Raw genomic sequence first — 23672 nt, 5'->3', positions numbered from 1 at the left:
AAGCGAGTTATCCCTGGTTGTCCGCCGTCAGGCTGTGCTGCAACTTGAACAGCTCCGCATCACCACGAATGCCAAGCTTTTTGAAAGCGGCCTGTTTTTGCCCGCTGATGGTTTTGCGACTGCGCGAGAACTTCAAAGCGATCTGCGTCACTCCCATCCCCTCGAGGCAGCAGCGCAATACTTCTTTTTCTTTCGGTGACAGAAGAGGATTACTGAGGAAGTCGTCGCCGTGCGCCGCGCCATCGTCATTGGCACCAGCAGGTTCGTCGACCGACGCAGGCAGCACATCGAGTTCGAAGGCCATTTCCGGCGAAAGATACAACTGGCCGGACGCAGCACTGCGGATGGCGGTGATCAGGTCATCGACCGACTGCGACTTGCCGAAGAATCCGCTGACGCCCGCCCCGATCGCCATATTCACTACCGCCGGGCGCTCTTCGGAAGATGAGACAAGGATGCGCATGCCCGGATATTGCTTGCGCAGCAGGCGGATCAGATTGAGCCCGTCCAGCTCCCCATCGTGCAGTTTGTAATCGAGTATCAGCAGGTCGATGTCGATTTCGCGCAATCCGGTGAGCAACTGCGCGCTGCTGCCATACACACCTACGACACTGAACTCGGCTTCGCGCGTCAGCCGCGACTTCATCGCCAGACGTATGAGCGAGTGATCATCAAGGATGGCAACGCGTAACGGATTCACGACTGACCAATGCATGAACAGCTCCATGATGAAGAGTGTTGGAGGACCATCAGCACTTGGCAACCGCAGCAAATCCCGGGCATCACCGAAGCATTCAGGTGCATCTGATTGATTTCTCGGCACATGATGAGTGTTTTGAAGGCGTGACGAAATAGGGCTTTGTCCCAAAAGTCAGAATGCCGCTTGCATCAACGATCGGATGTGCCTATTGCGCGGCGCCAGGACGACTTCTGGCCTTCGAAACGCCAGTCGACCAAATGCGCCCAATTCATCGGGCGAGCATAGAAGAAGCCCTGCCCCCACTGACAACCAAGCCGCGCCAGATGCTGAACCTGATCTGCGGTTTCAATACCCTCTGCCACCACGCGCATGTCCAATTCCCGCGCCAAGGCCAACGCCCCGTGGATGACCGCGCTGTAGCGCGCCTGATGGAAATTCTGCACGAAGCCGGCGTCGAGTTTGATTTCGTTGAACGGCATCTGGCACAGCCGCTCAAGTGAAGAATAGCCGACACCGAAATCATCGATTGCCAGACTGAAGCCGAGCATGCGCAGACGCACCATGTTTTCCATGCTGATCTCGGGCATCTGCAGCAGGCCGGTTTCCGTGAGCTCGAAAATGAGCCCAGCTGGCGAGGCGCCATGGATGCGCAACAGCGCCTTGATCCGGTCGACAAGATTCGGATTGGCCATCTGCGTCACGTCGAGATTGAACGCCAGCTTGAACGGCTTGCCGTGAGACTGGACGAAGCGCTGCAGACTCAAGCCTTGCGTGAGCAGGCTGAAAAACATCTCATCGAGCAGCCCGCAGCGCTCGATCGTCGGCAAGAACATGCCTGGCGAGAGCAAGCCGCGACTGGGGCTCTGCCATCGCACCAGCACCTCGGCGCCATCCACCTCACCACTGCGCAGATGAAACTTGGGCTGGAAGTAGGCGCGAAATTCCTGACGGCGTATCGCTTCGAGCACTTCGTTCTCCGAAGGCTGATCGAGATGACTTTCCACCACTTTGGTATCGCCCGGAGTGTGCGGCCGATAACGCGCCAACAATGGCCCCAGCACATCGATCATCAGAGGCTTGCCGACACTGCCAAGCAATTCCAGCCCCTGCAACGTGACGATTCGATCAACCGTGCGCAACAAGTCTTCAGGCAGTGAACTGCAGATGATCACTGCACGAATCAAACCGGCCTCTCTCGCCAGGCGCAAGAACGTCAAACCATCCATCCCGGCCATGCTCAAGTCACACAATGCAACGTCCACGCCTCCAGCCTGGGATATCACAGCCAGCGCATCCTTGCCGTCAGCCGCCTGAAAGATATTTTTGTACCCCAGACTATTAAGCGCACTGACTGCCGCCGTGCGCTGAAAGGCGTGATCTTCCAAGACCAATATACGAAGCGTGTTCACAAACCTGGAACCTCTTTCTATCAGTCGTTAATAGCGAAAGTCTGAATAATCTTTCAAGCAGGACGCCCGCTCACAAACTTTGCGTTGACTGAGAATTTCTGCATCCGCGAATACTAGCCAGACAAAGACCGCACGACTTTGAGAATTGTCTCATTTGGTTCGCTGCACCATTACCGCAAATATGAATACGCCACTGCCATATTACTGACTGGCTCGCACATTTATCGCTTTAAGACAAATCCCAAAGACCCGCCACCACCGCACACCTAATATGGCCTGGCATTTCAATGCAGCACTTCACAATAACTTCGGATATAAACATGAAAAAGTTCGCTTTCGCAGTACTCACTCTTTCCGTACTGGCTGCCTCCACTGGTGCAGTGGCTGAAGAAGAAGCCGCTAAAGCTGTCAAGGGCGGCAGCGGTCAAATCAGCTTCACCGGCGTTATCAACAACGACGCCTGCTCGGTAGACGGCGCTTCGGGTAACGACAAGATGATTGCCGTGGACATGGGCAGCGTGTCGATCAAAGACATGGGCACCGACTCTGCTCCGGGCGCCGGTCGTGTGGCCGCCAACGATTTCAACCTGAAAGTGAACTGCAACGCTGGCACCAAGGTTTCGATGCTGTTCAAACCAACCGTAAACGGCGGTTCGGGCCTGGTTGATGGCAAAAAAGTTCTCAAGCTGCAAGGTACCGATGCGGCCAAAGGCGTAGGTATCGCGCTGCTGGACAGCAATGGCCAATTGATCGACCTGAGCTCCGAAGCCACCGCCAAAGTGCAGACCAGCCTGACTGGCGACGGCACCACTGGCGGCGACGGCACCCTGTCGTTCGCAGCCGCTTACGTCACCACCGGCGACAAGACCGCTGCTACTGCAGGTACCGGTAACGCCACTCTGCCGTTCGTTCTCGAATACGAATAAGCAACGCGCAATACCCGGACGGGGCCGCTGTGCCTCGTCCTTCCCCGGCCATTAATCGGTGAAAACTATGTTAAGTCGCTATTTTCCGCTTTGCCTGGGGCTTGCCGGGGTGTTGATGACGCACTCGGCATTCGCCAGCATCTCTCTGAGCTCCACCCGGATCATCTTCGATGGCGCGCACAAAGAGGCGAACGTCACGGTGCGCAACGGCGGGCAAACCATCCTCGCACAATCGTGGCTCGATGCCGGCGACACGACTGGCAGCGCACCGCCTTTCGCTGTTACTCCACCACTGGCCAAACTTGAGCCCAATCAACAGCAATTACTGAGGATTCTTTATGAAGGCCGCGGCATGCCTGCGGACAAGGAGTCGGTGGTATGGCTGAACGTGCAGGAAATCCCCCAGGCCAGTGCTGCCGATGTCAACACGCTGCAATTGGCGGTACGTCAGCGTATCAAGGTCTTCTTCCGCCCGGACGGACTCACCGGTGATGCCGCAAAGGCACCGGAGCAACTTGCATGGCAATTGGTCACTCAGGCTGGCAAGTCGGTGCTGAAAGTAAAAAACCAAAGCAACTACCACGTGTCGCTGGCCGATCTGAAAGTCGTTGCAGGAAAAAAAGCGGAATTGGTAATTGATTCGACAATGATCGTTCCAGGGGAAGTTCGCTCATTCAATCTGAAAGATCTGCCAGCTGGTACTTCGCATTTGAGTTTTTCAGCAATTAACGATTACGGCGCACAACAACGATTCGATGCACCACTAAGCGTTGCCGAAAGCCATGCCGAGCGCGTGAAAGATGCCTCCGCCCAGTAAATCCCCCACCCCACCCTGCCAACTTACAAGCTATTCACAAGTTCCGGACTCCGGTTGAAGCAACACGGACTGATAAGGCAAATTGCATGTTTCCCTCCCAACACCACACATCTGAAAGTTGTGTTAAGCATCATGTTGCGCGCCAGAAAAACAAAGCGGCGTTGGGCTGCCTGCATCCATTGTGCTTTGCAATCAACATGGCTATCTGTGGATTTGCCATAGGTGCCGACGCGCCGGCCGCGGTAGCGGGTGAAGCTTTCAATACGTTGTTTCTTGAAGGGTCATCAGCGGTCGATCTGCAACCCTTGTTGAATGCCAACAGCGTACTGCCGGGCCAATACCGCGTTGACGTTTTCAGCAACGGCACGCTGGTCGGTCGACGCGACGTTGATTTCGCGGCCAACCCGGTCAACGGCAAAGTCGAGCCACGCATCACTCTGGAACTGTTGCAGCAGCTGGGTGTGGACATGCGCAAACTTCGTGAGCAGGGTCTGGTTGACGAGCAACACCCTGCCGATCACTACGACCTGCCTGCAATGATCGAGCAAGCCAGTCTCAGCTTCGATGCCAACCGCCTGCGCCTCAATATCAGCGTGCCGCAGGTCGCCATGGCGCGTGGCATGCGCGGCTATGTAGATCCAGAGCTTTGGGACCAAGGTGTGGCCGCCGGTTTCATCAACTACCAGCTGAGCAGCACCCGCAGCAAAACCGATTACTCGACGCAAATTTCCAACAACCTCGGGCTTCGCAACGGCCTGAACCTGGGCGCCTGGCGGCTGCGCAACGAGTCCAACCTGAGCAGCTCCACCGGCCGGCCCAATCGGTTCGTCAGCAACCGCACCTTCATCCAGCGCGACCTCACGGCGATCAAGGGGCAACTGAGTGCGGGGGAAATCTTTTCCGACTCGGATCTGTTCGACAGCGTGCGCTATCAAGGCGTCAAGGTGGCCTCTGATGAGGGCATGCGCGCAGACAGCGAGCGCGGCTATGCGCCGATCATACGTGGCGTTGCTGAAACCAACGCCACGATCGAGGTCCGCCAGGATAACTACATTCTCTACACCACCAACGTGCCGCCGGGTCCGTTCGAGATCAGTGACATCTATCCATCGGGCTCCAACGGCGATCTGGAGATCACCATTGTTGAAGCAGATGGACGGCGCAAGGTCACCCGACAGGCATTCTCCGCCCTGCCGACGATGGTGCGTGAGGGACAGTTGAAGTACAGCCTGTCGAGCGGCAAATTCAATAACAACAGCGAGGGCTATGACAAGCCCGCCTTCCTCAGCGGCACGTTCGCCTACGGCTTGACCAGCAACCTGACAGGCATTGCCGGCCTTCAGGCCAGCAATGGTTTCAAGGCGATTTCAGTCGGTGCGGCGAAGAACACCTCGATTGGCGCAATGTCCCTGGACGTGACGCAATCGTCCAGCAAGGCATTCGGCAAAACCACCCAGGGCAGCAGCATACGCGCGCTCTATGCAAAGACCTTCACCGGCACCGATACCAGCTTCACCCTCGCCGCTTATCGTTATTCGACCGAGGGTTACCGCACGCTGACCGACCATGTCCAGGACACCAGCTCCGGGGCCACCCGGCGCCTGGGTAATTCCAAAACCCGCACCGACCTCACGGTCAACCAGACTTTGGGCGAAGCACGCCAGTTCGGCTCGCTGTACCTGAACGCCAGTGACCAGCGCTATTGGGATCGCGGTGGCTCGCGGAGCTTTTCCGCCGGCTACAACAACAATTGGCGCGACCTGAACTACAACATCAGCCTGAGCAAAACCCAGGAATTCGGCGCGCGCGGTGACACCAGCAACGACACACAACTGAGCGTCTCGATTTCGTTTCCGCTCGGTTCGACACCCCGCGCACCGCGCGCCTACATTTCCAGTAACCATCAGAACACCGGTACCAGCACCCAAGCCGGGATCAACGGTTATCTGACCGAGGACAGCGACACCTACTATTCCGTGCAGACCGGGCGCAGTGTCCAAGGCGATCGATCTGGCTCGCTGAGCCTGAGTACCCGCACATCGATGGGCGACCTGAGCCTGGGTTACAACCGAGGCAACGGTTATGAATCACAGAACCTGAGTGCCGCCGGATCGCTGGTGGCCCATGCAGGCGGCATCAATATGGGCCAGACCGTCGGTGAAACGTTCGGTCTGGTGGAAGTGCCCGGCATGTCGGGCGTCGAAGTCAGCAGCTATTCGGGTGTGAAAACCGGCCTGAACGGCTATGCGGTTCTGCCTAACGCGCAACCGTACCGCGTGAACTGGGTAACGCTGGACACGCGTAACCTGGGCGGTGAGATCGAGCTGGACAATGCCACCCAGCAACTGGTGCCAAGACGAGGTTCGATAGTTCTTGCACGCTTCGAAGGCAGCAAAGGCAGACGCGTCCAGTTTGAACTGTACGATGCCAACGGCCAGCCGATTCCATTCGGCGCGGTGCTGTTGGATAGCGACGGCAAACAACTGGCATTGTCAGATCCGACAGGCAAGGCCCTGGCGCTGGTGACCAAAGATCACGGTGTCATCACCATCAAGTGGCAGGGCAAAAGCTGCCCCGTGCCATACAAGCTGCCGGAAAAGGTCGAAGGTTTGAATTACGAGCAATATCGGTTGGCTTGCTCTTCGAGCGCGAAGTAGACCGACCGCGAGCTTGTCACTCTACGCCCCCTCAACCAAAACTCAGCCCTGAAGATTCAGGGCTTTTTAATGCGCAGTTTGAGCATCGCGTTGATCAATACGCTGGTCCCAGAGCTGAACGTCAGGAGACCTTCCACGGATGCTCACGCCACTTGTTCTGAAAAAACTCGATGAAGACTCGTATCCGTGGACTCAAATGCTTGCGATCCGAATAAAGCAGGTAGATCGGCTCAACCACACCCGTTTTGAAATCCTCAAGCAACGGCACCAGCGTTCCCGCTTTTACATCAAGTCCGATATGAAAGTCCGCAAGCTTCACCACGCCAGCGCCTGACAGCGCCATGTCGCGCAACAGATCGCCTTGAGTAAAAGACGCGCTGGCGGTCACCGGTACCGAGACGCCGTCTCCATCCTGCAAAAATGACCATTTGTTCCACGGGCTGACGAAGCTGAAATTGAAGCAACGATGATTCAGCAAATCTGCGGGTGTGGTTGGTGTGCCGTGTTCAGCCAGGTACTGCGGCGAGGCACAGATCAGCCATTCACATTCGCCGATGCGTCTGGCAATGCGTGATGAGCTGGGCAATACGCCGCTGTGGATGGCGATATCGAGCCCTTGCTCGAAGTGATCGACGAATTGCGCGCCGAGTTGAATCTCAACGTCCAGTGAGGGATACAAATCCAGAAATTCCGGTAGCCACGGCACGATCTGGTGTTTGGCGAAAGAGGTCATGGTGTGGATGCGCAGGGTGCCACTGACCCTGGAGGGCAACGCCTCGGCCAGCGAGTCCGCCTCGTTCATGGCTTCAACGACGGCTTTGGCGCTGCGCAGGTAAGCGGCGCCCTCCTCGGTCAGCGTCAGCACGCGTGAGCCGCGCTGGAACAGCCGGACCTGCAAGCGATCTTCCAGGCGGGTGATCAGTTTGCTGACCGCTGATGGCGTCAGGTGATGGGCGCGCGCGGCAGCAGAAAAACTTCCACATTCGGTAGACCATATAAAAGCGAGCAGCTGCGAATAATTGTCCATGGCCGGTCCTGGCGAAAAGCTTGAAGGCATGTTGTCTCAACGCTTATGAAAAAGCGCGCCGAAGCGCGCTTTTTCCTGGGGTCCGGGTCAGCGAATGAACTGTTCGATGTAGTCGTCCGGCAAACCCAGCGTCTTGTAATGCGCTCGGGCGGCTTCAAGCTTGGTGAACACATCTTCGTAACCCACGGCAACGCCCTGCGGATCGACGTAAGTGTAGCCACCCTGCACGTGGAACCAGGTGATCATTTCACTCACATCCTCGGGGACGAACAGGGTATGCGTTTCACCGGGCGGCTCATAGGCAAAAGACCCCTCCTCCGCGACCCAGTCATGCTCCAGGTAGTACCAGCGACCCTTGAGCACGATCGCATGCACGCCGCCGGTATGGCGGTGACGCGACAGCACGCCGGCCTGACGCACCCGCAACAGGTTGATGTAATAGCCGCCGCTGGTGTTGAGCAGCAATGGCTTGAAGGAGACAGATTTCGTTACCGGCACCCACAGCGCATCGTCTTCAAGCCACTGCGTCATGACGCCCGGATGCACCATGTCGGGCGTCATGAATGGAACTTGCGGCAACTGGTACGCAATGGCGAGCTCATCAGGTTTAACAGGAGTATTCATTGTCAGGCCTCTAGGTTTTCTTGACGAACTCACAGCACTTGATTGCGCCAGGATTTCGCTTGAGGGAAAGGTTATGGCGTCGCTGTACGGGAGAAAACAGCTACTTGGTCATACCTGTTGTGACACAGGAGCACAGCGTCGCGGGCGGCTTCGCGCAGCCTCTGATCAACCGCGCACCCAGGCTGTCAGCCGCCGCCAATCCTTCCACCAGGCGCTGGTAGGTCAAGGGCGGCTGCATGTTTCTGGCGTATGCCGCCGATAAGGTCGCGTCCACGAGGATAGTGATCTGCGCCGTCGTCAATGGCGTGCGCTGACCCAGCTCAGCGAACGTCACGGGCAGCTTCACCGCGTGCAGCAGACGCGCGACCTGTTCAATCTCTTCGACCGGTCGCGCCTCCACCGCCATCTGCACCAGCGTGCCGAACGCTACCAGTTCGCCGTGCAGCATCGACGCCATCGCCGGTATCGCGGTCAACCCCCGAACCAGGGCATGGGACAGTGACAAACCACCGCTCTCGAAACCGACACCGCTAATCAGCACGGTGCCTTCGATGACCCGCTCGACATCATCGGTGAGTTCATGACGACACACCGCCTGATAAGCCGGGACGCCGTACTGCATCAGCGTGTCGAAAACCAGGTTGGTGAGCATCAACGCCGTGTGCAGAGGCGGTGTGCCGAAAGAGTTGTGGCCGCCGGCGGCGTAGCACTGTCGGGCTTCGAATTTCTTGCTGATGGCATCGCCGATCCCGGCCGCGAAGAACCGTGCCGGCGCCTGAACGATGACCTCTGTATCGACAATCACCGCAGCGGGATTCATCTTCAGGAACTCCACGCCCACCACTTTGTGCTCTTCGTCGTAAAGCACGATCAGCCGACTCGTTGGCGCGTCACTTGAAGCGATTGTGGGGCAGACAACGATCGGTACGTCGAGATTGGCCGCCAGCCCTTTCGCCGTATCGATGGTCTTGCCACCGCCCAGCGCAATGATCGTGTCGGGGGCGTGCAGCAATGCCTGCTCGGATAACTGCGCAATCGCAGCGCGCGTGCACTCGCCGGGAAACTCGATGTGCAATGGCTCCAATCCCTGGTCCTGCAACGTGGCGCCAACCTGCGGCCATAGATGCCGGGCGACAAACTCATCGCAAAGCACCAGCGGCCGTGATCGGCCCATGTCGTTCAGCACTCTGCCCAATTGTTGCAATGCATTCGGACCCTGCTCGTAGCGCCCGGGAAATCCCATCGTTTTAACCATGACAAACGTCCTCGCAAGAAGTCATCAGCGCATCAACCAGCCGCCCGCGACATCAACCACCTGGCCGGTAATGAAGTCGCTTTCGCTTGACGTGAGAAAACACGCCGCTCTCGCCACCTCAAGCGGTGTGCCCAGCCTGCGCAGCGGTGTCTCGTCGACCACGGTTTGATTGGCCTGGGCCGATACGGTCTTGAGCAATGGCGTTTCGATTCGTCCAGGTGCCAGCGCATTGGCGGTGACACCGAACGGCCCGAGTTCGCCGGCCAGGTGGCGGGTAAAGCCGATGATTGCGGCTTTGGTCGCACTGTAGTGCGCTGCGACAATCGGCAAGAACGCGCTGCCCGCCACCGAAGACATATTGACGATGCGCCCGAACCGGCGCTCGACCATGCCGGGCGCGAGCACTCGCACCAGGTTGAAGGAGCCATTGAGGTTGATATCGACCACCCGCAGCCACTCATCCGGCGCCATGGTCCAGATCGGCGCGGGTGCGCCGTGGTGTTTGGGCGAAATGCCGGCGTTGTTGATCAGGGTATCGATGAGGCCGAGCTCACCTTGCAAGCGCTCGCAGGCAGCAGCGCAGTCTTGAAAACTCGCGACATCAGCCTGCGCCCACGCGACCGCAAAACCCGCATCACGCAACGCCCCGGCCTGCTGTTGCGCCTTGTCGGCATCAGCGTCGAGCAGCGCCACGGCTGCACCTTCTTCGCAATACAACCGCGCGATCGCCGCACCGATGCCACCACCGGCACCGGTGACCAATACGGTGCGCCCGGCGTGTCTGGAATGAGTCATGACCTTCTCTCGCTTGCAGATGAATGGACTGGGTCAGAGCCCCAGATAAGCACGCTTGACGTGCGGGTTCTCCAGCAGTTCCTGGCCGGTGCCGCTGAGCACCACTTCGCCGTTCTCCAGCACGTAACCTCGATGAGCAATGCGCAGCGTATGAACGATGTTCTGCTCGACGATCAACACGGTGGTGCCCAGCTGGAGAATCCTGTTGATGATCTCGAAGACCTGCGACACCAGCAGCGGTGACAGGCCCAGCGACGGCTCATCAAACATCAACAATTTCGGCTCGGCCATCAGGCCCCGGGCGATGGCGACCATTTGTTGTTCGCCGCCCGACAGTGTCCCGGCGTTCTGATCAAGGCGTTCGCGTACCCTCGGAAACAGATCGAGAATATTGTCCAGACGCTGCCTGTAGCCCGCTCGTGCACTGCGTTTGTAGGCGCCCATCAAGAGGTTGTCGCGCACGCTGATGAAGGGAAACAACTGGCGCCCCTCCGGTATCAGCGTCAGGCCCGCGTCGACAATCTGATCGGGGCGATTGCCATCGATGCGCTGGCCTTCGAATTCGATCGTGCCTTGGGACGGTGTGACGATGCCGCACAAGCTGCGCAGGGTCGTGGTTTTGCCGGCGCCGTTGGCGCCGACGATAGTCACCACCTCACCGGCATTGACCTCGAACGACACGCCACGAAGGATCTCCGTACCGCCATAGCCGCTGTGGACGTTGTCGAGTTTAAGCATGGCTGTACTCCTTACCGAGGTAGGCTTCGATAACCTGAGGATCGTTGATCACATCGTGAGGCGCGCCCTGCATCAGCAGCGTGCCGGAACTGATCACGACGATGCGGTCAGAAAGGCTCATGGTGGCTTGCATCAAGTGCTCGATCATCAACACGCTGACGCCCGAATCACGCACCCGGCGAATGACTGCGATGGCCTTGGCAACATCCGTCGGGTTGAGGCCGGCCATGACCTCGTCGAGCAGCAGGATGCGCGGGCGGGTCGCCAGAGCGCGGGCCATTTCCAGGCGCTTCATGCCGCCGACCGTCAAGTTGCGCGCCCGGGTGTCGAGCAGCGCGGTGAGTTCGGTCAGCTCGGCGACTTGCTCGGCGATCGCCCTCGCCTCCTTCGCGTCGGCGGTGTGCATGAATGCACCGAGCATGATGTTCTCGCAGACACTCAAATCAGCGAATGGCTGCACGATCTGAAAGGTCCGGCCAATGCCTGCCCGGGCGAACTCGGCCGGGCTGTTCGGGGTGACCCAGTCGCCATTGAGCAGGCGCACTTTCACTTGGCCTTTGGATGGCAGAAGAAACCCGGAGAGCTGGTTGAACACCGTAGTTTTGCCGGCGCCGTTCGGGCCGATCACACCCACGATTTCGCCTTCGGCCAAGCTCAGCGAAACATCGTTGGTGGCGTGCAGTCCGCCAAAGAACTTGTGCAGGTTTTCTGCGACCAGAACCGGCTCACCGTGCATGGCCGAGTGGGCTTGCGCCAAGGTCAGCCCGATCGGTGCTTTTGTATTTGCCATCGAACGACGGCCGCCGGGCAATGAGTCGATCCAGGCAAATATCCGGGCCCCAAAACGCCCCACCACGCCTTGCGGAATAGTCAGCACCACCACGACCAGCACGATGCCATAGACCAGACCGTGCACCCCGCTGCCCAGATCGCCAAGCCAGCCGCGTGCCAGTTCAGCCAGCGGCAGCACCAGCAAAGTGCCGATCAGCGGTCCCGATACCGTGCCCAGTCCACCAATCAACGCGAACATGGCGATCTGAATCGACATCTCGAGAGAAAACATCGAGCCGGGTTCGATGAAGGTCAGGTACATCGCATGAAAGCTGCCGACCAGGCTGGTGATAAATGCGGACAACACCACGGCGATCAGCTTGACCTTGACCGAGTTCACGCCCACCGCATGGGCGGCGTCTTCACGCTCACGCACGGCGATCAGGTAATAACCCAGTCGGGAATTCTTGATCTTCCACGACACCGCCAATGTGATGAGCAGAAACGCGAAGGCGATCAGCAGGTACGGCCAGCGCGGGCGGAACAACATCCACTCGAAACCGAGCTTCAGCGGTACGCCCAGCCCTGCCGCACCACCGGTCACGTCATGCTGATTGATCGCCACCAGACGCACGACCTCCAGCACCGCAATGGTCGCCAAGGCAAAAAACGGCCCGCGCAACCTGAAGCACGGCCAACTGATCAGCACCGCGACAATCGACGACAGGATTGCGCCAGCGAACATGCCGATCCATGGACTGATGCCCAGTTTCATCATCAGCAGCGTCGTCGTGTAAGCGCCCACCCCATAGAACACGGCATGCCCCAACGACAGCTGGCCGGCAAACCCACCGACGATGTTCCAGGCACTGGCCAGTGCCGCATAACTGCATATGAGGATGAACAGGTGGTAAACGAACGGCGAGCCAACGCTCAATGGAATGATCAATAACAGCGCCAGGGCCAGTGCACTGACATAGACACGCGGGTGCAAAATATTCATGACCATTTTCCTCACTCAGACCCGCGACCGGAGCCGAAAAGGCCTGTCGGACGAAACACCAGGATGCCCAGGAAAATCGTGAAATAGACGACCTCCTTGAGGTCCGGCGCGATGTAGTAACCGGCGAGACTGTCGACGATGCCGATCAGCATTGAACCGATCAGTGCGCCGGACAGGCTGCCCAGGCCGCCCAGCACCACAATCACAAACGCCGTCAGCACGAAGAAAGTGCCAACGGTTGGAAAGACCGGATATTGCGGAGCGATCAGTCCCGAGGCGACGCCCAGGCAGGCGCAACCCAGGCCGAAGGCAAACACATAGATGTTTTTGACGTTGACACCCATCAGTTGCGCCGCGTTGCGATGCTGTGCAGTAGCGCGGACAGCCCGGCCGAGAAAGGTGTTCTGCAAAAACCAGTGCAGCCCCGCGACCAGTGCGAGCGACGCGACAAACGTGATCAACTGACCGCTGCTGACGCGAAAGGCGCCGAAGCTGACGGTCGTGGTACCGACGCTGATGTTCTTCACCGTCATGACGTCGGCACCGAAGATCAGCAACGCGCCGTTCATCAGGGCAATCGAGACGCCCACGGTGGCGAAAATCTGGATATGTCCCTCGGCGCCAAGCAACGGCTGAATGATGAAACGCTGCATTGCCGCACCAGCGGCAAACAACAGGATCGTTGCAGGAATGATCGCCATATACGGGTGGATGCCGAAGTGCGAATTCAGCAAGTACACGGCATACAGGCCGATCATCAGAAACTCGCCATGGGCGAAGTTGACCACACGCACGATGCCGAAAATCAAAGTCAGGCCGATGCTGATGATGGCCAACGTGCCACCGAGCAATAAGCCGTTCAACAGGAGCTGGATGAAAATTTCCACGGTTGGCGCCCTCTTTGCGAGCGAACGAACCCGTGAAGCTCAATGATCAAGCTTCAGCAGATTGCGGGGTTCAGGTATCAGGGTTGGTCGGAAAAACGCGCTTGGGCAACGGCGGCTGCCTGGGGGTAAACGGTTTTCAGCAGTCCGTTCTGCCACTGCATGATTGCCGTATTGGCGCGCTGGTTCTGGCCGTTCTTGCCAAACCTGGCACCGATGCCGGCAGCCGTGCCGCCGAGAGGAATATCGATGGTTGCCACCGAGGCACGGATCGCATCGGCGTCCAGCGAAGTACTGTTTTCCATGGCATCGAGGAATATCTTCGCCCCGACATAGTTGATCAGGCTGTGGCCCGAGCGCGGTTCGCTGCCGTAGCGATCCTTGTATGCCTTGGCGAACGCACCGATACCGGGAGCGCCGTTTTCATTGGTCTGGAACTGTGGGAAATCGACATTGAGCACGCCTTCCATATTGGCTGCGCCGACGACCTTGACCGTGTCCTGCATGGAATAGCCGCCGCCGGCGCCGATAACGGCTTTGGGCCTGAAACCGGCTTCGCGGATCTGGCGGAAAAACAGCGTCGTGTCGTTCTGATAACTGGTCTGCAATACCACATCCGCCTGGGCGCCTTTCAAACGCAGGATCAGCGATGAGAGATCGACCGCTTTGGCCGAATACGGTAGTACCTCGACCACATTCAGACCTTGCTCCTGAGCGATTTTTTTCTGAAACCCGGCGATGGTCGTACCGTACAGCGCATCCTCGTGGATGATCGCGACCTTCAATTGTTTCGGATCGACCTTGAGCGATGGGCTGACAATCTCCGTGATGGCGGTAATGGTGCCCTCGGCAAAATTCCTGGCGGTCGGGTTGCTGCGCATCACGTAGCTCAGATCACGCTCAGTGATGTGGTCGGACACCGCACCCAATTCGAAAAATGGCACCCCCGCCATCTCCGTCACCTGCGTGGCCGCAAATGACAGCGCCGAGGAATAGCTGCCAAATACAGCAGTGACGTTCTCAACAGAGGTGAGCCGGCGCGCGGCACCGACCGCTTGTCCCGCATCGACTGCGTCGGCCTTGAGCAACTTGATCGGCTCGCCCTTCAAACCGCCCGAGGCATTTCGTTCGGCGACGGCCAGTTCGAGGCCACGGAAGCTCTCGTCGCCCAGCAACGCCAGGGATCCACTCAGGGGATAAAGCGCACCGATCCTGATGTCCGCGAGCGCGGCAACCGGAGTGGACAGGCAAAGCAGGATGCCGGCAGCTTTCAGCCAGCTTTTCGCGGTAGCCGCCACGGCCACGGCTTCCTCTTGAGCGAGTCTCATTGGATTCATCTCCCGCAGATATTGTTTTTATTGTTCCTTCAAATGATCCGTGCCGAGCACAGACATCATCGGATTACAGTGGCGATGACACGCAAGTTTCTGCGCCACTGTTTGCAAGAGTACGGCTCGCCAAGATTGGCTGGATATAGCTGAAAAAGCACACCTGCTGTGAATTTTCGGCACAGCTTCTATCGCCGATTGATCAGTCCCAAGGCGCCGGCGACCACGCTTCCACCAGCCTGTCGATGAACAGCCGAATCTTCGGCGACAGGTGTCGCTTGCTCGGATAAATCACCCGGATCGGCTCGGCAGCCTCGGCGTAATCTGCGAGCAACTGCACGAGCTTGCCACTGCGCAAGTCATCGTTGACTACATAGGATGGCAACGTCGCGATACCGAGGCCGGCGGCAGTCGCCTGATGCAAGGCTTCAGCGCTGTCCATCTGCAGCCGCCCGGCATGAATGACCGACACAGGCTGACCATTGACGCGAAAATTCCACGGCAGCAATCGGCCACCGCTGACGAAGTGCAGGCACGCATGCCCGGCGAGATCTTCGGGTGTCTGCGGTGCCGGATGTTCATTCAGATAATCGGGCGAGGCACAGGTGATCATTTGCTGGTAAGCCACCGTGCGCGTGAGTAGCCCGGAGTCTTCCTTGGGCGGACCGATGCGAATCGCCAGATCGAAACCCTCGTCGATCAGGTCGACCAGCCGATCGGAAAACGTCGCGTCGATGGCGAGCGACGGCCAGTCTCTCAGGCAGCGCTCGATGTGCTGCACAACGTGCAGCCGGCCCAGTGCTACCGGCAGGCTCATGCGCAAGCGGCCGCTGGGCGTCGAACGGCGGAACGCCAAAGCTTCTTCGACCTCGTCCAGATCCTGCAGGATGCCCACACATCGCTCATACAGCACCCGACCATCGTCGGTCAGGCTCAGGCTGCGGGTGGTGCGGTTCAGCAGACGGACCTGCAGACGCGATTCGAGCCGCACGATCGATTTACCGACGGCCGAGCGAGTCAGCCCGAGTTGCCTGGCCGCCGCCGTAAAACTTCCGGCATCCACCGAGGCGACGAAGGCGGCGATGTCGTTCAGGTTATGCAGTTCCATGAGGCCTCCGGGTTTGGCATTCAGGCGGGTTGGCACCGGTTATGGGGAACCCTATTCCCCAATCATGAGCATACCATCTCGATTAGTTAAGCCATCACCAACGCCTGATCGAGGTCATATGAACACTGAAGTAAAAGCAGCCGTACAAACCTGGGCCAACAGCCTCAGCGATCTGGTACCCGTGCTCAAGGGCACCGATACCACCACAAAGATGAGCGACATCCGCGATGCCTACGCAAAAATGCTCGGGCAGAATCAACCGCCGGCTGGCGTGAGGTTTGAAGCAGTCGACATGGGCGGCGTGCCCGCTACGCTGGTGACTCCGGATGAACTCAAGACCGACGCGGTGCTGATGTACATCCACGGCGGTGCCTACATCGTCGGTCGACCTGACGGCTACCACGGCATCGGCGGCAACTACGCAAAAATGCTCGGCGCGCGGGTGTACATGCCGGATTACCGCCTCGCACCCGAGCATCAATTCCCCGCCCCCATCGATGACACTTTGCGCGCCTATGAGTGGTTGCTTGAGCAGAACATCGCCGCCAGCAAGATTGCCTTCGCAGGCGAGTCGGCGGGTGGCGCGATGGTGGTCAGCGTGATGGTCGCGGCAAAATCCAAAGGCTTGCCCTTGCCTGCGGTGGGTTCGTCCATCTCGCCATGGGCCAACCTCGAACACACCGGCACCTCCATGAGCAATCGTGAAGGCCTTGACCCGCTGAACTCCAAGCCAGTGCTGGACATCCTCGCGCGAGCCTTTCTCGGCTGCACCCTGGCCAACCATCCGCTGGCCTCGCCGGTGTTCGCCGACGTCACCGGACTGCCACCGATTCTGGTGCAGATCGGCGAAAACGAACTGATGCTCAGTGACGCCATGCGTCTGGCCAATCACCTGGCGGACAACCGCGTCCGGGTCAATCTTGAAGTGTGGCCCGGCATGTTTCACGCCTGGCATTTCTACGCGGGCATGCTGGCCGAGGGGCAGCAGGCGCTGGAGAGTTCGGTGCGGTTTATCGAGGCGGGGTTGACTGAGGCTAATCGCTGACCAAACTGCGTCCGCTGCTGATCGGCGACACTTCTGGCTGTATAGCTCGGCGCCTTGGCGGTATGGTGGTTTGCCGACCGCCGAGGAACCGTGAATGCCGAAAAAACCACCAGCCCCTGAGAACAGCGCCAGCGCAGCCGACATCGAACGCGCCATTCAGGCCTTGAACAAAATGGCCGAACGCCTGTGGGGCGACGGGCGTGAAGCCGAGGCCAACGCGTTGCTCGATGCACTGGATGCGTTGAACCGCGCCCTCGACCGGATCCGCATCGGGGAAAGTCGCAGGGCCGTCACCCTGCACTGAATCAGACCTGATAGAACTCGCGATACCACTGCACGAACGCTTGCACGCCCTGCTCGATCGGCACCTGCGGGCTGAAGTCGATGCAGCGTGCCAGCGCCGACACGTCGGCCCAGGTCTTCAATACATCGCCCTCCTGCATCGGTAGATAACGGCGCTGGGCCTTCATGCCCAATGCCTGCTCCAGGCATTCGACGAAGATCAATAGCGCTACTGGACTGCCGCGACCGATATTGAACAGCCGGTTAGTACCACGCTCGGCGCTGAGTGCGGGCGGTTTGTCGAGCAGTCGGAAAATCCCTTCGACGATGTCATCGATGTAGGTGAAATCCCGCGCCATTTCGCCTTGGTTGTAAAGGTCGATGGCGCGCCCCTGCAGCATCGCTTCGGTGAACTTGAACAGCGCCATGTCCGGTCGACCCCAGGGACCGTAGACGGTAAAAAAACGCAGGCCGGTGGCTTGCAAGCCGTAGAGATGGCAGTAACTGTGCGCGAGCAATTCGTTGGCACGCTTGGTCGCGGCGTACAACGAAACCGGTTGGTCGACCGGGTCGTCTTCTGCAAACGGCATCTTGGTATTGGCGCCATACACCGAGCTGCTCGAGGCGTAGATAAAGTGCTCCGGCGGATGACGACGGCATGCCTGCAGAACGTTGAGAAACCCGACCAGATTCGATTGCGCATATGCATCAGGATTGTCCAGCGAGTAGCGCACACCGGCCTGGGCGGCCAAGTGAATGACCTGTTTGAAGTGTCCGTGCTGTAACAGCGCGTTCAACGCCGCCTGATCAACAATGTCCAGTCGATGGAAAGTGAAATTGGCCAGCGTCTGCAATCTGTGCAAACGCGCCTGTTTGAGTTTGACATCGTAATAAGGATTGAGATTGTCGATACCCACAACCTCGAGCCCCTCGCGACACAAACGCATGACCGTGTGATAGCCGATAAAACCTGCGGCACCTGTCACCAGAACACTCATGATCACCTCGGCTCACCGGTTGGACTTTAAGGAGATACACAGCACCGAACATTTACCGGCCAACAACGGCAACTATTGATAGACGACCCTAGTTACCCTGGCCAGCAGCATCCGACGCGAGGTATTTAAAAGTCGAACTGCCGATGAATCGAAAGATGTAAGATTGAAACTAATTTGCTATCACGGACGCCATCTAACACCCGCGACTTCAATAACTTCGAAAAGTTTAAAAAATCCGACGAATAAATTTCACCATTCACAAACAATGACTTACGAAACACGGCCATTATCAGCGGATGAAAGGCAGTCTTTTTGACTGTTATTAATTGACAGCTTGCAAAGACTGGCCGATAACTTAGCACTGCCCGAAGAGCTCGCGCCGCCGCGCACTTTTCTGCTCTCCGGCTACTTATGTAATTGGATCCTGAAGGTCGCAACTGCGAACCGTGCGGTAGCTTTGCCTGAATGAAAGCGCGCCGATTCGTTATAGCCAAGACGGCCACGGATATAACAATAACCAACAAGTTGATTCATTTTTGAAACACTTCTTCTGCCAATAAACATTGATGCATCTGGCTCGGCACTTTGCCTTGATCAGCCTACTACCTACTAGCAAGCATGACGGCTCGTCCCACGCTATCGGCCGTCCTGCTTAAACGATCGCTATGTATGGAGTACTCCAGCATGCTAACGGTTTGCCGCAACGGCTCTAACTGGTATTTATTGCAGTGCAAGCCCCGCCAGGATGAACGGGCACAACTCAATCTGCAGCAACAGAACTATTCAACCTTCCGGCCGCAGCTGATGAGCGAGCGCAGTATTCGTGGCAAACGCCAACGAACACTGGAATCGCTGTTCCCCGGCTACGTGTTCATTCAACTGAGCCGCGACGACAACTGGGCACCGATTCGCTCGACCCGTGGTGTCAGCCGCATCGTCGAATTCAACCATGTGCCCGCCCGGGTCGATGAAGACGTGATCGCGCAATTGCGTGAGCGCAGTCAGGAGTCGATCGGCTTTCCTGCGGAACCGACACTCAAGCCCGGCGAACCTCTGCAAATCGTCCAGGGTCCACTGTCCCCGCTCGAAGGCGTGTTCCTGTCCATGCAGGGCGATGAGCGGGTAATGATCCTGCTCAATTTCCTCAACCGCCAACAGCACGTCAGCGTCCCGCTGAGTTACCTCGAACGCCAGCGACAATAGTCCGGATCCGCTTCGCCCTGACCCCGACCCCCTTAATCAGGAGCGTGATCCATGGCTCTGAAGCCTCGCTGTTCCCTGGTTTTAGTCGTCGCCTGCTGTGCCCCCGAAGCTGCCTGGAGCGTTGAGCCGCAAGCGATCAATGTGTACGGCTTCGATTTCACCCCGACCTTTGCCTTGTCGGAAAGCTACGACGACAACTTTCGTGAAGTCGAACACGATGTCGAATCGACCATGGTCACCCGCCTGGCGCCGGCCTTCGAGCTCAAAGCCGAGGACCGCAACAGCGCCACGCGGGTGATCTGGGAGCCGACCCGCTACATCTATCACAGCGCCTCGGACGCTTCGAACACCGCCCAGCGTCTGCGCGCCGACAGCATCATGGAGTTCACCGACCGGCATCGGCTGAAACTCGAAGCCGAGGCACGCAAGTACGAGCGCACCACCTCGACCGCCGTCGACGGCATCAACGACAAAATCGAGAGCCAGCGCGTCGGCGGCGTCTACACCTTCGGCGCGCGCAGTGCGCTGAACCAGATCGACCTCGGCGCCAGTTACGCAAGGCTGCGCTACGACAACTCCGACGGCATCAACGATGACAAGGAGCGCAACACCAGCAATCTGTCCAGCACTTGGTATCACCGCCTCGGCAGCAAGACCCGTGGCCTGCTCGAATACGACCACACCCGCTTCGATTACCTGCAATCGAACAGCCCGCGCAGCAGTCGCTCCGACGCGGTGCTGGCTGGGGCCGAGTGGGACATGACAGCGAAAACCACCGGCAAGCTGCGCGTCGGTTACGAGCGAAAGAATTTCGACCAGAGCGGTTCCGACGACCTGAGCAACCCCACCTGGCAAGTGGATCTGGCGTGGAAACCGCGCACCTACTCGACCTTCACCTTTCTCGCGCGCCAGGCCATGGCCGAAGGCGATGACGGCTCCGACGCGGTGAAAGCCACCTTCACCCAGATCGGTTGGCGCCACGGCTGGACCGAGCGCATCACCACGATTGCTGAAGCCGGCATGGGTCATTACGTCTACGAAGGCCAGGACCGCAGCGACGATTTGCAGGACTACAAACTCGGCGTGAATTACGCAATGCGCCGCTGGCTGGACGTCGAAGTCGCCTACCGCCACCGCGACAACGACTCCGATGCCGACAACGAAAGCTTCACCCGCAATGTTTTCCAGATCACGTTCGACGTCAGTCTTTAGGAGGGTTGGGCCATGCACACGCGCCTGATTTTACTGTTGTTGCTGCTCTGGACAGTGCCCACGGTCGAGGCGGCGGACACCGACACCCATTACCGCCTGGCCGCTGGCGATGTCTTGCGCATCATCGTGTTCGGCGAGCCGGAACTGAGCTTCAAGAAGATTCGCCTCAATGATGCCGGCACGTTCTCCTACCCGTTTCTCGGCGAAATCGTCGCCAAGGGCCTGACGCCCAATCAGGTCGAACAGAAAATTGTCGATGGCCTCAAGCAAGGCTATCTGGTCGATCCGAAAGTCAGCCTCAGCCAGATCGAGTACCGCCCGTTCTACATCAACGGCGAGGTGCAAAAGCCCGGCAGCTATCCGTTTCAGCCCGGCCTGACCCTGGAGAAAGCCATCGCCCTGGGTGGCGGCCTGACCGAACGCGCCTCGATGAAACGCGTGACGATCCTGCGCGGCAGTGGCGGCCCGCCGGTCACTGAAAACGTCTCGCGCACCACTGTCATCGCCCCCGGCGACACCATTTCCATTGCACAAGGCTTTTTCTGATCATGGACAACAGCCCAAGCACCTACCTCGAACGTCCGCTCCAGGGCCACTTGCCAACGCAAGCCGCCGACGAGTCGGACACCCTTGATCTGCTGCATCTGTGGCGGGTGATCTGGTCGGCGAAGTGGAACATCGCCTGGCTTGTGCTGCTCAGTTGCGCGCTGGCCGTGGTGGCGCTGTCGTTCATCACGCCGCAATACGTCGGCAGTGCGACGTTGCTGATCAAGGACAAGACGCCGCCCGTGATGAGTTTTCAGCAAGCCGCCGAAGCCGGTGGCGCGACCACCACCGATTACTTGCAGACCCAGCAAGCGCTGCTGCAATCGCGGGAGCTGGCCGAGCGCGCCGTACGCAAACTGGGCCTCACCACCCACCCGGTCACCGATCCACGCCAGCAGGCGCAGAGTTGGTTCACCCCGCGCCAATGGCTGGCGGAGCTAAATCGCGACCAATGGCTGCCATGGCTGGATCTGCTGCCGCCGCCGAAGCCGCCAGCGACCGAAGAGCAAGTGTTCAATGACGTCACGCAAAACCTGATGCTGCACACCAGCGTCAAGTTTGTCGGCAAGAGTCAATTGCTGGAGATCGACGTCGAACTGCCCGACCCGGCACTCGCTGCGGCGGTGGCCAACGCCCTCGCCCAAGGCTTCATCGACAGCCAGCAGGACACCAGCCTGAAGTCTTCGCAAAACAACACCAGCTGGATGAACACCCGCCTGGTCGAACTGCGTGACAACCTGCGCGTGGCCGAAAACAAGTTGCAGGCCTATCGCGAGGAACAGGGTCTGGTCGATGTCGACGGCGTCGCCACCATCAGTGCCAACGAGCTGCAAATGACCGGCAATCGCATGATCGACGCGCGCCGCGACCGTGCCGAAGCGGAGAGCCAGTTCCGTCAGGCGCAAGCCTTGAGCAACGGCGACATCAGCCGTTTGTCCAGCGTGCCGGCAGTGCTGAGCAATCCGCTGATTCAGCAGTTCCAGGCCGACCTGGCCAAGGCTCAGGCCAAAGTCGAAGAGTTGTCGGGCCGCTACGGGCCGAAACACCCGGCGCTGATATCCGCCCGTTCCGAACAGCGCACCGCCGCCAACAGTCTGCGCCTGCAAGTGCAGCAAGTGGTCGCCGGCATCGAGCGTCAATACCAATTGGCAGTGGCCAGCGAAGACGCCCTGCGCAAATCCTTCAACAGCAACAAAGCGCAGATTCAGGACATTTCGCGCAAGGAATTCCAGCTGCGCGAATTCCAGCGTGAAGTCGACAGCACCCGCGCGCTGTATGAAACCTTCGTCACCCGCCTCAAGGAAACCGCCGCCACTTCGGACATGGATTCGGCCAAGGCGCGCATCGTCGACCCGGCGATCGCACCGCTGGAAGCGAGCAAACCGCGCAAGAACCTGATTCTCGCGATTGTTGCGCTGGTCGCTGCGGTGGTTGGCGTCGCCCTCGCCTTCCTCTTCGATACGCTGAGCAACACCTTCAAGACTGACGACACCGTCGAGAGCCTGCTCAATGTGCCGTTGCTCAGCGTCGTGCCGCTGGTGATGAAGAAGAGCCGACGGCAGTTGGCGCGGCTGTTCGAAGACAACGACCACCCACGCTTCTGCGAAACCATCCGCAACCTGCGCACCTGGCTGATGCTGCAGAACAACGAACGCCCGGCGCAGGTGGTGCTCGTCACTTCCTCGGTGTCCGGCGAAGGCAAAAGTACCATCGCCAACAACCTTGCCTCGTCACTGGCGCCACTGGAACGGGTGCTGCTGATCGATGCCGACATGCGGCAGCCGACGCTGTCGCTGAACTTCGATTTCCCGCCGCAGAGCCCCGGCCTCGCCAACCTCATGGCCGGCAGTGCGCGGCTGGAAGACTGCATCCGCAGCGTCGGCAATCTCGACATGCTCCCGGCCGGCTGTCTTACGCCATCGGCGCTGGACCCGTTCGATGCACCACGGCTGAAAGCCTCGAGCAGTTCGAGCAACGCCGTGGCCCCCGCGCAGGACTTGCTCAGTTCACCGCGCCTCGGTCGGCTGTTGCAGATTCTCAAGTCGCGCTACCGGCACATCATCATCGATTCGCCGCCAGCGGAAATTGTCAGTGACGCGCTGTTGCTGGCCCAGCATTCCGATGCGGTGATCTACGTGGTCAAGGCGCAGAGCACGCCGGTCGGCCAGGTGCGCAAAAGCATCGCCGTATTGCAGCAGAGCCAGGCGCCGGTGTTCGGCGTGGTGCTCAATCAGGTCGATCTGCGCAAGGCGCGCAAGTACGGCCATGGCCATTCCCGTTCCTTCTACGACTACGACTTCGCCCCGCGCTGATCCTTCGGGCCGTGCCGCCCGGCCGCAGCCTG

The 23672-nt window shown here is 58.9% G+C and carries 21 protein-coding genes; 9 read left to right on the top strand and 12 right to left on the bottom strand.

Annotated elements, in window-relative coordinates:
* Window positions 1-7: 7 nt before the first annotated feature.
* The gene (locus tag AB4O45_RS26070; RefSeq protein WP_041478777.1) at window positions 8-715 is read right to left on the bottom strand and encodes a response regulator transcription factor; all 708 of its coding nucleotides are present in this window, start codon (window positions 713-715) and stop codon (window positions 8-10) included.
* 173 nt (window positions 716-888) lie between these two features.
* Window positions 889-2109, bottom strand: a complete 1221-nt coding sequence (locus AB4O45_RS26065; RefSeq protein WP_056785675.1) for an EAL domain-containing response regulator — start codon at window positions 2107-2109, stop codon at window positions 889-891.
* Between the two features lie 320 nt (window positions 2110-2429).
* Here AB4O45_RS26065 and AB4O45_RS26060 point away from each other — a divergent pair, with 320 nt between their 5' ends.
* From AB4O45_RS26060 to AB4O45_RS26050, 3 genes are all read left to right on the top strand, one after another.
* Window positions 2430-3035: a fimbrial protein gene (locus tag AB4O45_RS26060; protein ID WP_083352866.1), complete on the top strand. Its 606-nt coding sequence runs from the start codon at window positions 2430-2432 to the stop codon at window positions 3033-3035.
* Window positions 3036-3102: 67 nt separating this feature from the next.
* The gene (locus AB4O45_RS26055; RefSeq protein ID WP_460160834.1) at window positions 3103-3852 is read left to right on the top strand and encodes a fimbrial biogenesis chaperone; all 750 of its coding nucleotides are present in this window, start codon (window positions 3103-3105) and stop codon (window positions 3850-3852) included.
* A 197-nt stretch (window positions 3853-4049) separates the two neighbouring features.
* Window positions 4050-6509 (top strand): fimbria/pilus outer membrane usher protein, encoded by a 2460-nt coding sequence (locus tag AB4O45_RS26050; RefSeq protein ID WP_460160833.1) that lies wholly within the window; start codon window positions 4050-4052, stop codon window positions 6507-6509.
* A 121-nt stretch (window positions 6510-6630) separates the two neighbouring features.
* Here AB4O45_RS26050 and AB4O45_RS26045 read toward each other — a convergent pair whose 3' ends face one another.
* From AB4O45_RS26045 to AB4O45_RS26005, 9 genes are all read right to left on the bottom strand, one after another.
* On the bottom strand, window positions 6631-7536 hold the full coding sequence (locus AB4O45_RS26045; RefSeq protein ID WP_016774575.1) for a LysR family transcriptional regulator: 906 nt from the start codon (window positions 7534-7536) through the stop codon (window positions 6631-6633).
* Between the two features lie 87 nt (window positions 7537-7623).
* Window positions 7624-8160 (bottom strand): 2,4'-dihydroxyacetophenone dioxygenase family protein, encoded by a 537-nt coding sequence (locus AB4O45_RS26040; RefSeq protein ID WP_024012829.1) that lies wholly within the window; start codon window positions 8158-8160, stop codon window positions 7624-7626.
* A 100-nt stretch (window positions 8161-8260) separates the two neighbouring features.
* A complete protein-coding gene (locus AB4O45_RS26035; RefSeq protein WP_460160832.1) occupies window positions 8261-9415 on the bottom strand; it encodes a glycerol dehydrogenase in 1155 nt (384 codons plus the stop codon).
* A 24-nt stretch (window positions 9416-9439) separates the two neighbouring features.
* Entirely contained in the window at window positions 9440-10210 is a 771-nt protein-coding gene (locus AB4O45_RS26030; protein ID WP_150635418.1) for an SDR family oxidoreductase, read from the bottom strand.
* A 33-nt stretch (window positions 10211-10243) separates the two neighbouring features.
* A complete protein-coding gene (locus AB4O45_RS26025) occupies window positions 10244-10948 on the bottom strand; it encodes an ABC transporter ATP-binding protein (RefSeq protein WP_073474647.1) in 705 nt (234 codons plus the stop codon).
* Window positions 10941-12722: a branched-chain amino acid ABC transporter ATP-binding protein/permease gene (locus tag AB4O45_RS26020; protein WP_460160831.1), complete on the bottom strand. Its 1782-nt coding sequence runs from the start codon at window positions 12720-12722 to the stop codon at window positions 10941-10943. Before AB4O45_RS26020 ends, AB4O45_RS26025 begins: the two co-directional genes overlap by 8 nt.
* An 11-nt stretch (window positions 12723-12733) precedes the next feature.
* Window positions 12734-13609, bottom strand: coding sequence for a branched-chain amino acid ABC transporter permease (locus tag AB4O45_RS26015; RefSeq protein WP_353187781.1), 876 nt, complete (start codon window positions 13607-13609; stop codon window positions 12734-12736).
* Between the two features lie 77 nt (window positions 13610-13686).
* On the bottom strand, window positions 13687-14934 hold the full coding sequence (locus tag AB4O45_RS26010) for an ABC transporter substrate-binding protein (protein ID WP_052392174.1): 1248 nt from the start codon (window positions 14932-14934) through the stop codon (window positions 13687-13689).
* Window positions 14935-15136: 202 nt separating this feature from the next.
* Window positions 15137-16042: a LysR family transcriptional regulator gene (locus AB4O45_RS26005; protein WP_460160830.1), complete on the bottom strand. Its 906-nt coding sequence runs from the start codon at window positions 16040-16042 to the stop codon at window positions 15137-15139.
* 118 nt (window positions 16043-16160) lie between these two features.
* On the opposite strand from AB4O45_RS26005, the gene AB4O45_RS26000 reads away from it, so the two are divergent.
* The gene (locus AB4O45_RS26000; RefSeq protein ID WP_460160829.1) at window positions 16161-17087 is read left to right on the top strand and encodes an alpha/beta hydrolase; all 927 of its coding nucleotides are present in this window, start codon (window positions 16161-16163) and stop codon (window positions 17085-17087) included.
* A 94-nt stretch (window positions 17088-17181) separates the two neighbouring features.
* Window positions 17182-17391, top strand: a complete 210-nt coding sequence (locus tag AB4O45_RS25995) for a hypothetical protein (RefSeq protein WP_315435007.1) — start codon at window positions 17182-17184, stop codon at window positions 17389-17391.
* A gap of 1 nt (window position 17392) precedes the next feature.
* Here AB4O45_RS25995 and AB4O45_RS25990 read toward each other — a convergent pair whose 3' ends face one another.
* On the bottom strand, window positions 17393-18367 hold the full coding sequence (locus AB4O45_RS25990) for an NAD-dependent epimerase (RefSeq protein ID WP_056785646.1): 975 nt from the start codon (window positions 18365-18367) through the stop codon (window positions 17393-17395).
* Window positions 18368-19051: 684 nt separating this feature from the next.
* On the opposite strand from AB4O45_RS25990, the gene rfaH reads away from it, so the two are divergent.
* The 4 genes from rfaH to AB4O45_RS25970 are packed head-to-tail and all read left to right on the top strand — an operon-like array spanning window position 19052 to window position 23640.
* On the top strand, window positions 19052-19570 hold the full coding sequence (gene rfaH, locus AB4O45_RS25985; RefSeq protein ID WP_056785643.1) for a transcription/translation regulatory transformer protein RfaH: 519 nt from the start codon (window positions 19052-19054) through the stop codon (window positions 19568-19570).
* 51 nt (window positions 19571-19621) lie between these two features.
* Window positions 19622-20782 (top strand): outer membrane beta-barrel protein, encoded by a 1161-nt coding sequence (locus tag AB4O45_RS25980; protein ID WP_315435006.1) that lies wholly within the window; start codon window positions 19622-19624, stop codon window positions 20780-20782.
* Window positions 20783-20794: 12 nt separating this feature from the next.
* Window positions 20795-21328 (top strand): polysaccharide biosynthesis/export family protein, encoded by a 534-nt coding sequence (locus AB4O45_RS25975; RefSeq protein WP_236168959.1) that lies wholly within the window; start codon window positions 20795-20797, stop codon window positions 21326-21328.
* A gap of 2 nt (window positions 21329-21330) precedes the next feature.
* Window positions 21331-23640, top strand: coding sequence for a GumC family protein (locus AB4O45_RS25970; protein ID WP_460160828.1), 2310 nt, complete (start codon window positions 21331-21333; stop codon window positions 23638-23640).
* The last annotated feature ends 32 nt before the right edge of the window (window positions 23641-23672 follow it).

This window comes from Pseudomonas sp. S2_B10, assembly GCF_054668425.1.
The sequence above is the reverse complement of the archived record's forward strand: the minus strand, read 5'-3'. Positions and strand labels throughout refer to the sequence as shown.

Bases quoted from the DNA above. Each gene is read 5' to 3' on its own strand.
- AB4O45_RS26055 (WP_460160834.1), top strand. From the start codon at position 3,103: ATGTTAAGTCGCTATTTTCCGCTTTGCCTGGGGCTTGCCGGGGTGTTG.
- AB4O45_RS26040 (WP_024012829.1), bottom strand. From the start codon at position 8,160: ATGAATACTCCTGTTAAACCTGATGAGCTCGCCATTGCGTACCAGTTG.
- AB4O45_RS26010 (WP_052392174.1), bottom strand. From the start codon at position 14,934: ATGAGACTCGCTCAAGAGGAAGCCGTGGCCGTGGCGGCTACCGCGAAA.
- rfaH (WP_056785643.1), top strand. From the start codon at position 19,052: ATGCTAACGGTTTGCCGCAACGGCTCTAACTGGTATTTATTGCAGTGC.
- AB4O45_RS25995 (WP_315435007.1), top strand. From the start codon at position 17,182: ATGCCGAAAAAACCACCAGCCCCTGAGAACAGCGCCAGCGCAGCCGAC.
- AB4O45_RS25975 (WP_236168959.1), top strand. From the start codon at position 20,795: ATGCACACGCGCCTGATTTTACTGTTGTTGCTGCTCTGGACAGTGCCC.
- AB4O45_RS25970 (WP_460160828.1), top strand. From the start codon at position 21,331: ATGGACAACAGCCCAAGCACCTACCTCGAACGTCCGCTCCAGGGCCAC.
- AB4O45_RS26030 (WP_150635418.1), bottom strand. From the start codon at position 10,210: ATGACTCATTCCAGACACGCCGGGCGCACCGTATTGGTCACCGGTGCC.
- AB4O45_RS26060 (WP_083352866.1), top strand. From the start codon at position 2,430: ATGAAAAAGTTCGCTTTCGCAGTACTCACTCTTTCCGTACTGGCTGCC.
- AB4O45_RS26070 (WP_041478777.1), bottom strand. From the start codon at position 715: ATGCATTGGTCAGTCGTGAATCCGTTACGCGTTGCCATCCTTGATGAT.
- AB4O45_RS26025 (WP_073474647.1), bottom strand. From the start codon at position 10,948: ATGCTTAAACTCGACAACGTCCACAGCGGCTATGGCGGTACGGAGATC.
- AB4O45_RS26050 (WP_460160833.1), top strand. From the start codon at position 4,050: ATGGCTATCTGTGGATTTGCCATAGGTGCCGACGCGCCGGCCGCGGTA.
- AB4O45_RS25980 (WP_315435006.1), top strand. From the start codon at position 19,622: ATGGCTCTGAAGCCTCGCTGTTCCCTGGTTTTAGTCGTCGCCTGCTGT.
- AB4O45_RS26035 (WP_460160832.1), bottom strand. From the start codon at position 9,415: ATGGTTAAAACGATGGGATTTCCCGGGCGCTACGAGCAGGGTCCGAAT.
- AB4O45_RS26005 (WP_460160830.1), bottom strand. From the start codon at position 16,042: ATGGAACTGCATAACCTGAACGACATCGCCGCCTTCGTCGCCTCGGTG.
- AB4O45_RS26020 (WP_460160831.1), bottom strand. From the start codon at position 12,722: ATGAATATTTTGCACCCGCGTGTCTATGTCAGTGCACTGGCCCTGGCG.
- AB4O45_RS26000 (WP_460160829.1), top strand. From the start codon at position 16,161: ATGAACACTGAAGTAAAAGCAGCCGTACAAACCTGGGCCAACAGCCTC.
- AB4O45_RS26045 (WP_016774575.1), bottom strand. From the start codon at position 7,536: ATGGACAATTATTCGCAGCTGCTCGCTTTTATATGGTCTACCGAATGT.
- AB4O45_RS25990 (WP_056785646.1), bottom strand. From the start codon at position 18,367: ATGAGTGTTCTGGTGACAGGTGCCGCAGGTTTTATCGGCTATCACACG.